Source organism: Stenotrophomonas sp. 704A1, assembly GCF_030549525.1.
Taxonomy (GTDB): domain Bacteria; phylum Pseudomonadota; class Gammaproteobacteria; order Xanthomonadales; family Xanthomonadaceae; genus Stenotrophomonas; species Stenotrophomonas tuberculopleuritidis.
Window position 1 is genome coordinate 730207 of the sequence record NZ_CP130831.1, and the last position, 14215, is coordinate 744421.

The window sequence follows — 14215 nt, forward strand, 5'->3', positions numbered from 1 at the left end:
CATGAACGACCTGTCCCGCCAGGCAACACGCCTCGAAGCCATCGAAGGCAGCTACGACAAGTGGCTGCTGGGCGCGATCATCGCGCTCACCGGCATCGGCGTGGTGATGGTGGCGTCCAGCTCGATCGCGTTGATGAGCAGCCCGTTCTACTACCTCAACCGCCACCTGGTGTTCCTGGCGGTCGGTATCGTGCTGGCGGTCATCGCCGCGCGCACCGAGCTGAAGTCCATCGAGCAGTACAACCAGATGCTGCTGCTGGGCTGCTTCGCGCTGCTGGTGGTGGTGTTCATCCCCGGTCTCGGCAGCAGCGTCAACGGTGCCCGGCGCTGGATCAACCTGGGTATTTCCAAGTTCCAGACGGTTGAAGCGGTGAAGGTGCTCTACATCGTCTGGCTGTCCAGCTACCTGGTGCGCTTCCGCGACGAGGTCAATGCGACCTGGCCGGCGATGCTCAAGCCGCTGGGCGTGGCCGGTGCGCTGGTGGTGCTGCTGCTGCTGCAGCCGGACTTCGGGTCGTCCACGCTGCTGCTGGCGATCACCGCCGGCATGCTGGTGCTGGGTGGGGTGAACATGCCGCGCATGTCGATGCCGGTGATCATCGGCCTGGTCGGCATGAGCGCGCTGGCGATCATCGAGCCGTACCGCATGCGCCGCATCACCTCCTTCCTGGACCCATGGGCCGACCAGCAGGGCGACGGCTACCAGCTGTCCAACGCGCTGATGGCGGTGGGCCGCGGCGAGTGGACCGGCGTCGGCCTGGGCAATTCGGTGCAGAAGCTGTACTACCTGCCTGAAGCGCATACCGACTTCATTTTCTCGGTCACCGCCGAGGAGTTCGGCTTCCTGGGCACCTGCGTGATCGTGGCCCTGTACGCGCTGCTGGTCGGCCGGACCTTCTGGCTGGGCATGCGCTGCGTGGAAATGAAGCGCCACTTCTCCGGCTACATCGCCTTCGGCATCGGCCTGTGGATCAGCATGCAGACCTTCGTCTCGATCGGGGTGAACCTGGGCATCCTGCCGACCAAGGGCCTGACCCTGCCGCTGATCTCCTCCGGAGGCTCGTCGGTGCTGATGACCTGCGTGGCGATGGGCCTGCTGCTGCGCGTGTCCTATGAACTCAAGCGCGCCGAGCGTCGCCAGGCTGTGCGAATCGGCGGGGGCGAGGACGCCCCGGTGGCGGCGGATGCGCCGGTCACGCCGGTCGCGCCGGTTGCCACCGCTGCGCCGATGAAGGCCGAACCGGTGGCTGCCGCGGCACCGGCGGCCGCGCGCGGCACCAGCCGCCTGCAGTCGCGCATCGAACCGACTTTCGGGAGGCTGTCATGAGCAGCGTCGGCTCCAACGCGACCGCCAGCACCCGCCCGGTGATGATCCTGGCCGGCGGCACCGGCGGGCACATCTTCCCGGGGCTGGCCGTGGCCCGGGTGCTGCGTGCGCGCGGCGTGCCGGTCACCTGGATGGGCGCCGACGGCGCGATGGAAACCCGCCTGGTACCGCAGCACGACATTCCGATCGACACGCTGGCCATCACCGGCCTGCGTGGCAAGGGCAAGCTGGCGCTGCTGGCGGCGCCGTGGCGGCTGATGCGCGCGCTGCGTGCTGCCGGGCTGATCATCCGTGATCGCCAGCCGCGCGCGGTGGTGGCCTTCGGCGGCTTCGCCTCCGGCCCCGGTGGCATGGCCACGCGCCTGCACGGCCTGCCGCTGCTGGTGCACGAGCAGAACCGCGCGCCGGGCCTGACCAATCGCATCCTGTCGCGCTATGCACGCCGCCTGCTGACAGGTTTCCCGGGCACCTTCGCCGCGCGCGAGGAATTCGTCGGCAACCCGGTGCGCGCGGAAATCGCTGCCATCGCTGCACCGGAACAGCGACTGGCCGGCCGCAGCGGTCCGCTGCGTCTGCTGGTGCTGGGCGGCAGCCAGGGCGCTCGCGCGCTCAACAGCGGGGTGCCGCAGGCGATTGCCCAGCTGGGCGCCGGGCTGCCGGTGCTGGTGCGCCACCAGAGCGGTGAGAAGCTGCATGCCGAAGCCGTCGAGGCATACGCCAAGGCCGGTGTGCAGGGCGAGATCACCCCCTTCATTGCCGACATGGCCGAAGCCTTTGCCTGGGCCGACCTGGTGGTGTGCCGCGCCGGCGCGTCCACCCTGGCCGAGCTGTGCGCGGTCGGCATCGGCAGCGTGCTGGTGCCATTCCCTGCCGCCGTCGACGATCACCAGACCCGCAACGCGGAGTATCTGGTCGAGCGCGACGCTGCGGTGTTGCTGAAGCAGGACGGAACGCTGGCCGACGGCATTGCCGCATTGCTGCGCGATCTGTCCCAGAATCCCGCCCGCCGCATGCAGATGGCGCAAGCCGCGCGTGCGCTGGCCAAGGTCGATGCCGCCGAACGCATCGCCGATATCATTCTCGAGGAAGCTGTATGAAGAAGGCACGCTCCAGCGCCTGCCCTGCGCGAGGCCGCGCATGATCCGCCGCCTGCACGACACCAATGACCTGGTGCGCGCGTTCCCACGCGTGCATTTCGTCGGCATCGGCGGTACCGGCATGAGCGGCATCGCCGAGGTGATGCTGACCCTGGGCTACGAAGTGTCCGGCTCGGACAACGCCGACAACGCGGCGACCCGCCGCCTGGCCGGCCTGGGCGCGCGCATCATGCGCGGGCACTCGGCCGCCAACGTGCTGGGCACCGACTGCGTGGTGGTCTCCAGTGCCATCCGCGAAGACAACCCGGAACTGATGGAAGCGCGCAGCCAGCGCATTCCGATCATGCCCCGCGCGGCGATGCTGGCCGAACTGATGCGCTTCCGCCGCGGCATCGCCGTGGCCGGTACCCACGGCAAGACCACCACCACCAGCCTCACTGCGGCGGTGCTGAGCGAAGGCGGCCTGGATCCGACCTTCGTGATCGGTGGCCAGCTGCTGGCGGCCGGCGCCAACGCCAAGCTCGGTGGTGGCCAGTGGCTGGTGGCCGAGGCCGACGAAAGCGATGGCAGCTTCCTGCGCCTGAACCCGCTGATGTCGATCATCACCAATATCGATGCCGACCATCTGGAGAACTACGGCAACGATTTCGCCCGCGTGCAGGCGGCGTTTGCCGAGTTCCTGCAGCGCCTGCCCTTCTACGGCCTGGCGGTGCTGTGCATCGATGACCCGGAAGTGGCCGCGCTGGCAGCGAAGACGCCGCGCCACGTGATGAGCTACGGCATGAGCCCGCAGGCCGACGTGCGCGCCGAGAACGTGGTGCAGGAAGGCTCGCGGATGCGCTTCACCCTGCGCCTGCCGCAGGGCACCAGCCAGGAAGTGGTGCTGGCCCTGCCGGGCAAGCACAACGTGCTCAACGCGCTGGCCGCCGCTGCGGTGGGCTGGCAGCTGGGCGTGGCGCCGGATGCCATCGCGCGTGCGCTGGCCGGCTTTGCCGGGGTCGGCCGCCGCTTCAACGACCTGGGCGAAGTGACCACCGCCAGTGGTGCCAAGGTGCGCATCATCGACGATTACGGGCACCACCCGAGCGAGCTGGAAGCGGTGTTCGCCGCTGCCCGCGGCGGCTGGGCCGACAAGCGCCTGGTGGTGGCCTTCCAGCCGCACCGATACAGCCGCACCCGCGACCAGTTCGACAAGTTCGCCGCAGTGCTGTCCAGCGTCGATGCGCTGGTGCTGAGCGAGGTCTACCCGGCCGGCGAGGAACCGATCGCCGGTGCCGACTCGCACGCGCTGGCCCGTGCCATCCGTGCGCGCGGCCGCAGCGAGCCGGTGGTGGTGGGCAAGGCGTCCGAGTTGGCGACCGTGCTGCCGGATGTGCTGCAGGACGGCGACCTGCTGCTGATGATGGGCGCCGGTGACATCGGCGCCGTGGCCAGCCACATCGCCGTGGAAGGCTTCAGGGCGGAGGGCGAGGCATGAGCGCGCTGTCCTTCCCGCCGCTGCGCAGCACCGACCCGGCCGTGTTCGGCCGCGTTGCCGTGCTGCTGGGCGGCACCTCCAGTGAACGCGAGGTCTCGCTGGATTCCGGCCGCAACGTGCTCGACGCCCTGCAGGCGCGTGGCGTCGATGCGTTCGCCGTGGATGGCATTCCGGCGCTGGCCAGGGCGCTGGCCGCCGGTGGCATCGACCGCGTGTTCAACATCCTGCACGGCCACAACGGTGGTGGTGAGGACGGCATCGTGCAGGGCCTGATGGACGCCTTCGGCGTGCCCTACACCGGCTCGAACGTGCTGGGTTCGGCGCTGAGCATGGACAAGATCCGGACCAAGCAGGTGTGGCTGTCGCTGGGCCTGCCGACCCCGCAGTACCGCAAGGTCACTGCCGAAGACGTGCACGCCAACGCGGCCGAACTCGGCCTGCCGGTGGTGGTGAAGCCGGCCAACGAAGGCTCCAGCGTGGGCATCAGCCGGGTGACCGATGACGCCGGCCTGGACGAAGCAGTGGCCCTGGCGGCGCGCTACGACGGCCAGTTGCTGATGGAACAGATGGTGGTGGGCGACGAACTGACCGTGGCCATCCTTGGCGACGTGGCGCTGCCGTCGATCCGCATCGTGCCCAAGGGCCAGTGGTACGACTACAACGCCAAGTACATCGCCGAGGACACCCAGTACCTGTGCCCGGGCCTTGATGGTGAGGCTGAAGACGAGATCCGCCGCATCGCGCTGGCGGCGTTCCGTGCCGCCGGCTGCCGTGGCTGGGGCCGCGTGGACGTGATGCGTGACCGCGCCAGTGGCCGCTTCTACCTGCTGGAAGTGAACACCGCACCGGGCATGACCAGCCATTCGCTGGTGCCCAAGGCCGCCGGCCAGGCCGGCATCGGCTTTGAAGAGCTGGTGTGGCGCGTGCTGGAACAGACCCTGGAGGCATCGCACGCATGAACGCGGTGCTGCGCATCTTCGTCTGGCTGTTGGCGCTGTCGGTGGTTGCACTGCCGGTGGTCGCCGTGGTCAACGGCTGGGTTGGCGCTGAGCGCTGGCCGCTGGCGAAGCTGCGCGTGCACGGTGAGTTCAAGCGGGTGCCGGCCGAGCAGTTGCAGCAGGTACTGTTGCCGTATGCGCGCTCGGGCTTCTTCGCAGTCAAGCTGCAGGACGCGCAGGACGCACTGGAAGCGCTGCCCTGGGTGGAAAGCGCGCAGGTCCGCAAGCAGTGGCCGGACGTGCTGGAGGTGACCCTGGTCGAGCACAAGCCGTTCGCGCGCTGGGGCCAGGACCGCCTGCTGTCCGAGCAGGGCAAGCTGTTCCCCACGCCGAAGAAGCTGGCCGACCTGGAGCTGCCCGAGCTGGATGGCCCGGACAGCCAGACCGAAGAAGTGGTCAAGCTCTACAACGATTCGCGCGCGCTGTTCGCGCCGGCCGGCGTCGACGTACGCCGGCTGAGCATGGATGCGCGCGGCAGCTGGTCGCTGGTGCTGAGCAACGGCACCGAAGTGGTGGTCGGGCGCGATGACGCGCGTTCGCGCCTGCAGCGCTTCGTCCGGGTGCTGCCGCAACTCAACAACCAGGCCGCGCCGATCGAGCGCGCCGATCTCCGTTACACCAATGGTTTCACGCTGAGCTGGGGCGCCCCGGTCACCCCGGCCAATGCACCGGGCACCCCGGCACGAAGGACGCAGGAAAGAACATGAATCGCAAGGGTGACAAATCGCTGATCGTCGGCCTGGATATCGGCACCTCCAAGGTGGTGGCGCTGGTGGGCGAGTACTCGCCGGGCAACCCGATCGAGGTGATCGGCATCGGCTCCCACGAGTCGCGCGGCCTCAAGCGCGGCGTGGTGGTGGACATCGAATCGACGGTGCAGTCGATCCAGCGCGCGGTCGAGGAAGCCGAGCTGATGGCCGGTTGCGAGATCCGCTCGGTCTACGCGTCGATCTCCGGCAATCACGTGCAGTGCAAGAACTCGCCGGGCATCGTGCCGATCCGCGACGGTGAAGTGACCTGGGGTGACCTGGACCGCGTGCTGGATGCGGCCAAGGCGGTGGCGATCCCGGCCGACCAGAAGATCCTGCACGCCATCCCGCGCGAGTACGTGCTGGATGATTCGCAGGAAGGCATCCGCAACCCGGTCGGCATGACCGGCGTGCGCCTGGAGGTGCATGCGCACCTGGTGGTATGCGCGCAGTCGGCTGCGGCCAACATCAGCAAGTGCGTGCAGCGCTGCGGCTTGCAGGTGGACGACCTGGTGCTGTCCTCGCTGGCCTCCAGCGTGGCGGTGCTGACCGCCGACGAGCGCGAGCTGGGCGTGGTGCTGGTGGACATGGGCGCGGGCACCACCGATATCGCGGTGTTCGTGCAGGGCGCGATCTGCCACACCGCCTCGCTGCCGATCGCCGGCGACCACGTCACCAATGACATCGCGCACATGCTGCGCACGCCGACCCCGGAAGCCGAGCAGATCAAGGTGCGCTACGCCTGCGCGCTGGCCCAGCTGGCCACCGCCGAGGAAAGCATCCAGGTGCCATCGGTGGGCGACCGTCCGCCGCGCCGCATGCCGCGACACGCGCTGGCGCAGGCGGTGCAGGGCCGCTACGAGGAAATCTTCGAGATGGTGCAGGCCGAACTGCGCCGTTCCGGCTTCGAGGAACTGGTGCGCGCCGGCATGGTGCTGACCGGCGGTGCCTCGAAGATGGAAGGCGTGGTCGAACTGGCCGAGGAGATGCTGCAGATGCCGGTGCGCGTGGGTATTCCGCAGCACGTCACCGGCCTGGGCGAAGTGGTGGGCAACCCGGTGCATGCCACCGGCGTGGGCCTGCTGCTGATGGGCAGCCAGATCGAGCACCCGAGGCGGCCGTCGCTGCCGACCGGGCGTGCCGGCAGCATGTTCAAGAAACTGAAGACCTGGTTCCGCGGCGAGTTCTGACGCGGCACCGGCAACACCCGGGTGACCCCCGGCAGCAACACCGCAGTACGACGCAACACCGGCAACACACAACCCACACAGCCGCAACGCCGGCATGCAGCACGAAGGCAGGACGCCCGAATGCCCATGCCAGCCGAAGCGGATACAACGAGGACACGGACATGGCGCATTTTGAACTGATCGAAAAGATGGCACCCAATGCGGTGATCAAGGTGGTTGGCGTGGGCGGCGGCGGCGGCAATGCCGTGGCGCACATGGTCAACTCGGCGGTGGACGGCGTGGAGTTCATCACCGCCAACACCGACTCGCAGGCCATCAAGAATTGTGGCGCCAAGCTGCAGCTGCAGCTGGGCACCAACGTGACCAAGGGCCTGGGCGCAGGCGCGAACCCGGAGGTCGGCCGCCAGGCCGCGCTGGAAGACCGTGAGCGCATCATGGATGCGCTGCAGGGCGCGGACATGGTGTTCATCACCGCCGGCATGGGCGGTGGCACCGGTACCGGCGCTGCGCCGGTGGTGGCACAGCTGGCCAAGGAGATGGGCATCCTGACCGTGGCCGTGGTCACCAAGCCGTTCCCGTTCGAAGGCCGTCGCCGCATGCAGGTCGCGCTGAAGGGCATCGAGGAACTGAGCCAGCACTGCGACTCGCTGATCACCATTCCGAACGAGAAGCTGATCACCGTGCTGGGTCGCAACGCGACCATGATCCAGGCCTTCCGTGCCGCCAACGACGTGCTGCAGGGCGCCGTGCAGGGCATCGCCGACCTGATCGTGCGTCCGGGCCTGATCAACGTCGACTTCGCCGACGTGCGCACCGTCATGTCCGAAATGGGCCTGGCGATGATGGGCACCGGTACCGCCCGCGGCGATGACCGCGCGCAGGCCGCGGCCGAATCGGCGATCCAGAACCCGCTGCTGGACGATGTGAACCTGGCCGGCGCCAACGGCATCCTGGTCAACATCACCGCCGGTGCCGACTTCACCATGGCCGAGTTCGACGAGATCGGCCGCACCATCGACGGCTTCGCTTCGGAAGATGCGACCGTGGTGGTGGGCACCGTGCTCGACCCGGACATGCAGGACGAAGTGCGCGTGACCGTGGTCGCCACCGGCCTGAACCGCGTCTCGGCCAGCAAGACCCAGCGCCCGGGCGAGCGTGCCCCGATCAAGCTGGTCCGCAATGCCACCACCGGCCAGCCGGAGTTCGGCGAGTTCGACAACGGCGGCGACGCCGTGTCCAAGGCGGTCGGCGGCATGGGCCTGGGCCTGCGCCGTGCCAGCAGCGACAGCGTAGCTGCGTCCACCCCGTCGGCTCCGGCGGCTTCGGCGGCTTCGGCGCCGGCGGCGGCGGAACTGCCCAACGATTACCTGGACATCCCGGCGTTCCTGCGCCGCCAGGCGGACTGATCGACGCTGCCCGGGGCTTGTCCCCCCCGGGTTGCGCCACCATGTCCTGAAAACGCGGGCGCCGGGCCAGGATGGGCCCGGCCGCCCTGCTTCACGCGTGTCCCATCGACGCGCCGGTGTGTCCTGCCGGCGGCCTGCCGGCGTTTCAGCCGGGGTAGGGGACCCTGCGTGTTAATCTACTGTGTCACTTCCGGTCCGCCCCCATGATCCAGCAACGCACCCTCAAGAACACGATCCGCGCCACCGGCGTCGGCCTGCACAGCGGCGACAAGGTCTACATGACCCTGCGTCCGGCGCCGGTCAACCATGGAATCGTGTTCCGCCGCGTGGACCTGGACCCGGTGGTGGAAGTGCCGGCCAAGGCCGAGCTGGTCACCGAAGTGACCCTGTGCACCGGTTTGACCTGCAACGACGCCAAGATCCAGACCGTCGAACACCTGATGTCGGCGCTGGCCGGCCTGGGTGTGGACAACATCATCGTCGAACTGTCCTCGGCCGAGCTGCCGATCATGGACGGTTCGTCCGGCCCGTTCGTGTTCCTGCTGCAGTCGGCAGGCATCGTGGAACAGGATGCGCCCAAGCGCTTCATCCGCGTGCTGAAGACCGTGGAAGTGACCGAGGGCGACAAGGTGGCCCGCTTCACCCCATACGAGGGCTACAAGCTGGGCTTCACCATCCAGTTCGACCATCCGATGATCCCGGCCAAGCAGTCGCGCCAGGAGATCGAGTTCTCCACGCTGGCCTACACCAAGGAAATCTCCCGCGCGCGCACCTTTGGTTTCATGCGTGACCTGGAGTACATGCGCGAGCGCAACCTGGGCCTGGGCGGGTCGATGGACAACGCCATCGTGCTCGACGAGTTCCGCGTGCTCAACGAAGACGGCCTGCGCTACGCCGACGAATTCGTGCGCCACAAGATCCTCGACGCGATCGGCGACCTCTATCTGGCCGGCGGCCAGGTGCTGGGTGCCTACGAAGGCTTCAAGTCCGGCCACGCGCTCAACAACAAGCTGGTGCGTGCGCTGATGGCCGATGCCACGGCCTGGGAATGGGTGACCTACGAGTCGCCGACGGTCGAGGATCCGGTGGTGTACGGCGTCCCTGCCTACGCCTGATGGTTGCAGGTGCTTGAATCGCAAGAAGAAAACGCCGCCTCGCCAGGCGGCGTTGTCGTTTCCGGCGGCGCCTGCCTGGCCGGCGCAGCGGGTGAAGCGACTGTCGGGCGCGGGTCACGCTTTTGTGAACCTCACCGGCCGGAAGCCTGAATATAACGATTATTTAACAACAATCTAACGACTCGGGCACGGCGGGCGGCTAGGATGCGACCCGGCCCCCGATAATGTTTCACGCTGCGGTGACACGCGCGACGGGGATCGGAGCTGGATGCTCCGGTGTTCTCAGGACCCTTGCTTCGGTTTGACCGGCGCATCCTGCAGAGCCGCCAAGGCGTCGCGTAGCCCTTTGTGCGTGGCGGCTGAAACTGCGTGGGGTCCATTCCGGTTGTCGAGCGCTGGGGAGCGCGTGGGAGTGGGAGACGCAGTCTTGATGGTCACCCTGGTGGCCTTCAGCCCGATGGACCGGGCCGCGTCGAGCAACTGGGCTTCGGCAAGCCGCAACTTGGCATGCCAGACCGGGGATTCGACGAGAAAAACGAGGTGTTCCCCGTCCACATTGGCCAGCCGGCAACGGCTGCGCAGAGGTGGCGGCAACTGGGGGCGCAACTGATGGTCCAGCGCGTCGAGCCACAGGGCTCGGCGCAGCGGGTTACCGCTTTTGTCCGCCATTACTGCATCCAGGGCCGGCTTCGGTCGGGATGCGGGACGAACGCTGGATTTCGGCTCAGACATGAAAACTCACTGATGGCATTCAAAAAGATCGTAATCAAAACGCGTGAAGGACAGGCCAAATCGGCGCTCACGCGTTTGCGGTTCTACTTCGAGGACCGCCCCCGGGCCCTGCTGGGCAGTGTGCTCGGTGCAGGCTGCATTATCGGCCTTGCCGGCGGCATTGGCGCCAGCGCGCTCAACGACTCGCGCCTGCAGGCCAAGGTCGAGCGCCAGGAGGCCGAGCTGGCCAAGGTCCAGCGCGATGCGCAGACCCAGGTCAACGCGCTGGCCGCCCGTCTGGGCGAGCTGCAGGCCCAGGCCACCCGCCTCAACGCGCTCGGCGAACGGCTGACCCAGATGGGCAAGCTGGAAGACGGCGAATTCGACTTCAACGAGACCCCCGGCCTCGGTGACGGCGATGCCGGCGGCCCGGCCGCCGACATCCCGGTCAAGGACGTCAACGCCGACTTACAGGTGCTGGAGCAGCGCTTCGCTGCTTCAGGCCGCCAGCTGTCGGTGATGGAATCGCTGATGTTCGACCACCAGCTGCAGCAGAACGCCGTGCCCTCGCGCATGCCGATCCGCAACAGCTATGTCACCTCCGGCTTCGGTACCCGTGCCGATCCGTTCGGTCGCGGTGCCGCCACCCACAAGGGCATGGACTTCCACGCCCGCGTCGGCGACCCGGTGATGGCGGTGGCCGACGGCGTGGTCAGCTTCTCCGGGGTCAAGGGCGGCTACGGCAACGTGGTCGACGTGGATCACGGTAATGGCTATGTCACCCGCTATGCGCACAATTCGCGCCTGGTGGTGAAGGTCGGTGATCTGGTCCGTGCCGGCCAGGAAGTGGCCAAGGCCGGTTCCACCGGTCGCTCCACCGGTGCCCACGTGCACTTCGAGGTGTGGGAGAACGGCAACGTGGTCAACCCGCGCAAGTTCCTGGGTGACGGCGGCAACACGCCGGTCGGTCGCATCCGCCGCGGTTGATGGCAACGCCGGGCATGGCCCGGCGCTACCGGGAGGCCGTCGGACCCCCGGCGGCAGCGCGGGGCCATGCCCCGCGAGCGCGAAGCGCGGCCGCCAAGGGTTGAAACCCCTCGCCGCCGTCCCAAGCTACAATGGGTGTTGCCATCGACAGGGCGCAAGGCGCCCTGTTTCGTTTGCGGCGGACGGGTCCACACGGAACCGTGCGGCGTTTCCATCCAACCCGGTTCCCTCAATGATCAACAGCCTGCTTACCCGCGTATTTGGCAGTCGTAACGAACGACAGCTGCGCCAGCTCAACCGCATCGTCGCCAAGATCAATGCGCTGGAGCCGGAGATCGAGAAGCTTTCCGACGAGCAGCTGCAGGCCAAGACGCCGGAGTTCAAGCAGCGCATCGCCGCGGGTGAAGCCCTGGACAAGGTGCTGCCGGAAGCCTTCGCGGTCTGCCGCGAGGCCGGTCGCCGTGTGCTGGGCATGCGCCACTACGATGTGCAGCTGATCGGCGGCATGGTGCTTCACCTGGGCAAGATCGCAGAAATGCGCACCGGTGAAGGCAAGACCCTGGTGGCGACCCTGCCGGTGTACCTCAACGCTCTGGAAGGCAAGGGCGTGCACGTGGTCACCGTCAACGACTACCTGGCCCGCCGCGATGCCGCGCAGATGGGCAAGCTGTACAACTGGCTGGGCCTGAGCGTGGGCGTGGTCTACCCGGGCATGCCGCACAGTGACAAGCGCGAAGCCTACGGCGCGGACATCACCTACGGCACCAACAACGAATTCGGTTTCGACTACCTGCGCGACAACATGGCGCTGTCCAAGGCCGACCGCTACCAGCGCGGCCTGCATTACGCCATCGTCGACGAAGTCGACTCCATCCTGATCGACGAAGCGCGTACCCCGCTGATCATCTCCGGCCCGGCCGACGATTCCCCGGAACTGTACATCCGGGTCAACCGCATCGTGCCGAACCTGGTCAAGCAGGAAGTGGAAGACGGCGAGGGCGACTTCTGGGTCGACGAGAAGGGCAAGCAGGTGCACCTGTCCGAAGCGGGCATGGAGCACGCCGAGCAGCTGCTGGTCGAGGCCGGCATCCTCAACGGCGAGACCGAAGGCCTGTACGCCGCGCAGAACCTGACCGTGGTCCATCACCTCAACGCCGCGCTGCGCGCGCACGCCATCTACCAGCGTGACGTGGACTACATCGTGCGCGATGGCGAAGTGGTCATCGTCGACGAGTTCACCGGCCGTACCCTGGCCGGCCGCCGCTGGTCCGATGGCCTGCACCAGGCGGTGGAAGCGAAGGAAGGCGTGCCGGTCCAGCGCGAGAACCAGACGCTGGCCAGCATCACCTTCCAGAACCTGTTCCGCATGTACAAGAAGCTGTCCGGCATGACCGGTACGGCTGATACCGAAGCCTTCGAGTTCCAGAGCATCTACGGCCTGGAAGTGGTGGTGATCCCGACCAACCGCCCGACCATCCGCAAGGACAGCCCGGACCAGGTGTTCCTCAACCGCAAGGGCAAGTTCAACGCGGTGCTGGCCGACATCGAGGAATGCGCCAAGCGCGGCCAGCCGGTGCTGGTCGGTACCACCTCGATCGAAACCTCGGAGATGCTGTCCGAGCACCTGCGCAAGGCCGGCGTGAAGCATGAAGTGCTCAACGCCAAGCAGCACGACCGCGAAGCGACCATCGTCGCCAATGCCGGCCGTCCGGCTGCGGTGACCATCGCCACCAACATGGCCGGCCGTGGTACCGACATCGTGCTGGGTGGTTCGCTGGAAGCGGAGATCCACGCGCTGGGCGAGGATGCCACCGAGGCGCAGAAGGCAGCGGTCAAGGCCGAATGGCAGCAGCGCCACGACGCGGTGAAGGCGGCCGGTGGCCTGCACATCGTCGGTACCGAGCGCCATGAATCGCGTCGTATCGACAACCAGCTGCGTGGCCGTTCCGGCCGCCAGGGTGATCCGGGTTCGTCCCGCTTCTACCTGTCGCTGGAAGACAACCTGATGCGCATCTTCGCTTCCGACTGGGTGCAGAAGGCGATGCGCATGATGGGCATGAAGGAAGACGACGTCATCGAGGACCGCCTGGTCAGCCGCCAGATCGAGAAGGCGCAGCGCAAGGTCGAGGCCCACAACTTCGACATCCGCAAGAACCTGCTGGACTTCGACGACGTCAACAACGACCAGCGCAAGGTGATCTACGCACAGCGCGATGAACTGCTGGACGCCGAATCGGTGAAGGACAACGTCGACGGCATCCGCGACGACGTGGTGTTCGACATCGTCGCCCGTTTCGTGCCGCCGAACTCGGTGGACGAACAGTGGGACCTGCGTGGCCTGGAAGCCACCCTGGAATCGGAATTCGGCCTGCAGATGTCGCTGACCGAGCTGGTCCAGTCGCACGAGGAACTGGACGCCGAAGGCATCGCCAGCAAGGTGCAGGAGCGCATCAACCAGCACTTCGCCGAGAAGGAAGCCGGTGTCGGCGAAGAGACCATGCGCGCACTGGAGAAGCACGTCATGCTGACCGTGCTCGACCAGAGCTGGAAGGAGCACCTGGCCCGCATGGATTACCTGCGCCAGGGCATCTACCTGCGCGGCTACGCGCAGAAGCAGCCGAAGCAGGAATACAAGAAGGAAGCCTTCGAGCTGTTCTCGGACATGCTGGAGAACGTCAAGCGCGAAGTGGTGACCCTGCTCGCCCGCGTGCGGATCCGCAGCGACGAGGAAGTGCAGGCGCTGGAAGCGGCCGAGCGCCAGCAGGTGCAGGCGCGCCTGAGCCAGTCGCAGTTCCAGCACCAGGATGCCGGCGGTTACAGCGCCGACGAAGAAGCCGCGCAGGTGCAGGCCGCACAGGTGCAGCGCGACGAGCCGAAGATCGGCCGCAACGATCCCTGCCCGTGCGGCAGCGGTAAGAAGTACAAGCACTGCCACGGCCAGTTGAGCTGATCGACCGGCGCAGTGCTGCAGGATCACGACGCCCCGCCCCGTGCGGGGCGTTGCTGTTTAAGCGCCCGCACCGTGCGTGCTGGTGCCGCGCCTGGATCGGTCCGGCCGCCGCGGCAGCGCGCAGGCCCGGCCGGGATTGAGCGGGCGGGCTGACGGGCTCGCCGCGATTGCGCCGGCGTGCTTGCGCCGGTCCGCGCGGGTCGGCATT

Annotated in this window: 11 protein-coding genes and 1 pseudogene; 11 read left to right on the forward strand and 1 reads right to left on the reverse strand. The window is 67.5% G+C overall.

The window, feature by feature from the left end; all coding sequences use genetic code 11:
* The first annotated feature begins 1 nt into the window (after position 1).
* The 9 genes and pseudogenes from ftsW (at position 2) to Q5Z10_RS03315 (ending at position 9537) form a co-directional block, all read left to right on the forward strand.
* On the forward strand, positions 2-1327 hold the full coding sequence (ftsW, locus tag Q5Z10_RS03275) for a putative lipid II flippase FtsW (RefSeq protein ID WP_303637920.1): 1326 nt from the start codon (positions 2-4) through the stop codon (positions 1325-1327).
* Positions 1324-2424: an undecaprenyldiphospho-muramoylpentapeptide beta-N-acetylglucosaminyltransferase gene (gene murG / locus Q5Z10_RS03280; protein ID WP_303637921.1), complete on the forward strand. Its 1101-nt coding sequence runs from the start codon at positions 1324-1326 to the stop codon at positions 2422-2424. Before ftsW ends, murG begins: the two co-directional genes overlap by 4 nt.
* A 40-nt stretch (positions 2425-2464) precedes the next feature.
* Positions 2465-3901, forward strand: a complete 1437-nt coding sequence (gene murC, locus Q5Z10_RS03285; RefSeq protein WP_303637922.1) for a UDP-N-acetylmuramate--L-alanine ligase — start codon at positions 2465-2467, stop codon at positions 3899-3901.
* Positions 3898-4860, forward strand: a complete 963-nt coding sequence (locus Q5Z10_RS03290; RefSeq protein ID WP_303637923.1) for a D-alanine--D-alanine ligase — start codon at positions 3898-3900, stop codon at positions 4858-4860. Before murC ends, Q5Z10_RS03290 begins: the two co-directional genes overlap by 4 nt.
* Positions 4857-5534, forward strand: a pseudogene (locus Q5Z10_RS03295) (cell division protein FtsQ/DivIB); the annotation flags it as partial. The gene Q5Z10_RS03290 and the pseudogene Q5Z10_RS03295, both read left to right, overlap by 4 nt.
* A gap of 68 nt (positions 5535-5602) precedes the next feature.
* On the forward strand, positions 5603-6838 hold the full coding sequence (ftsA, locus tag Q5Z10_RS03300) for a cell division protein FtsA (protein ID WP_025876580.1): 1236 nt from the start codon (positions 5603-5605) through the stop codon (positions 6836-6838).
* Between the two features lie 161 nt (positions 6839-6999).
* Positions 7000-8244: a cell division protein FtsZ gene (gene ftsZ / locus Q5Z10_RS03305; RefSeq protein ID WP_303637925.1), complete on the forward strand. Its 1245-nt coding sequence runs from the start codon at positions 7000-7002 to the stop codon at positions 8242-8244.
* 203 nt (positions 8245-8447) lie between these two features.
* Positions 8448-9359 carry a UDP-3-O-acyl-N-acetylglucosamine deacetylase gene (gene lpxC, locus Q5Z10_RS03310; protein WP_303637926.1) on the forward strand — a complete coding sequence of 304 codons (912 nt, stop codon included), beginning with the start codon at positions 8448-8450 and terminating at the stop codon, positions 9357-9359.
* Positions 9360-9372: 13 nt separating this feature from the next.
* Positions 9373-9537, forward strand: a complete 165-nt coding sequence (locus Q5Z10_RS03315; protein ID WP_303637927.1) for a hypothetical protein — start codon at positions 9373-9375, stop codon at positions 9535-9537.
* A gap of 104 nt (positions 9538-9641) precedes the next feature.
* On the opposite strand, the gene Q5Z10_RS03320 is transcribed toward Q5Z10_RS03315, so the two are convergent.
* Positions 9642-10091, reverse strand: a complete 450-nt coding sequence (locus Q5Z10_RS03320) for a DciA family protein (RefSeq protein ID WP_303637928.1) — start codon at positions 10089-10091, stop codon at positions 9642-9644.
* A 12-nt stretch (positions 10092-10103) separates the two neighbouring features.
* Between Q5Z10_RS03320 and Q5Z10_RS03325 the strand changes: the two genes are divergently transcribed.
* Both Q5Z10_RS03325 and secA read left to right on the forward strand, forming a co-directional pair.
* A complete protein-coding gene (locus Q5Z10_RS03325; protein WP_303637929.1) occupies positions 10104-11057 on the forward strand; it encodes a M23 family metallopeptidase in 954 nt (317 codons plus the stop codon).
* 232 nt (positions 11058-11289) lie between these two features.
* Positions 11290-14007: a preprotein translocase subunit SecA gene (secA, locus tag Q5Z10_RS03330; RefSeq protein WP_303637930.1), complete on the forward strand. Its 2718-nt coding sequence runs from the start codon at positions 11290-11292 to the stop codon at positions 14005-14007.
* The last annotated feature ends 208 nt before the right edge of the window (positions 14008-14215 follow it).

Bases quoted from the DNA above. Each gene is read 5' to 3' on its own strand.
- secA (WP_303637930.1), top strand. From the start codon at position 11,290: ATGATCAACAGCCTGCTTACCCGCGTATTTGGCAGTCGTAACGAACGA.
- ftsZ (WP_303637925.1), top strand. From the start codon at position 7,000: ATGGCGCATTTTGAACTGATCGAAAAGATGGCACCCAATGCGGTGATC.
- Q5Z10_RS03290 (WP_303637923.1), top strand. From the start codon at position 3,898: ATGAGCGCGCTGTCCTTCCCGCCGCTGCGCAGCACCGACCCGGCCGTG.
- Q5Z10_RS03325 (WP_303637929.1), top strand. From the start codon at position 10,104: ATGGCATTCAAAAAGATCGTAATCAAAACGCGTGAAGGACAGGCCAAA.
- Q5Z10_RS03320 (WP_303637928.1), bottom strand. From the start codon at position 10,091: ATGTCTGAGCCGAAATCCAGCGTTCGTCCCGCATCCCGACCGAAGCCG.
- ftsW (WP_303637920.1), top strand. From the start codon at position 2: ATGAACGACCTGTCCCGCCAGGCAACACGCCTCGAAGCCATCGAAGGC.
- lpxC (WP_303637926.1), top strand. From the start codon at position 8,448: ATGATCCAGCAACGCACCCTCAAGAACACGATCCGCGCCACCGGCGTC.
- murC (WP_303637922.1), top strand. From the start codon at position 2,465: ATGATCCGCCGCCTGCACGACACCAATGACCTGGTGCGCGCGTTCCCA.
- murG (WP_303637921.1), top strand. From the start codon at position 1,324: ATGAGCAGCGTCGGCTCCAACGCGACCGCCAGCACCCGCCCGGTGATG.
- ftsA (WP_025876580.1), top strand. From the start codon at position 5,603: ATGAATCGCAAGGGTGACAAATCGCTGATCGTCGGCCTGGATATCGGC.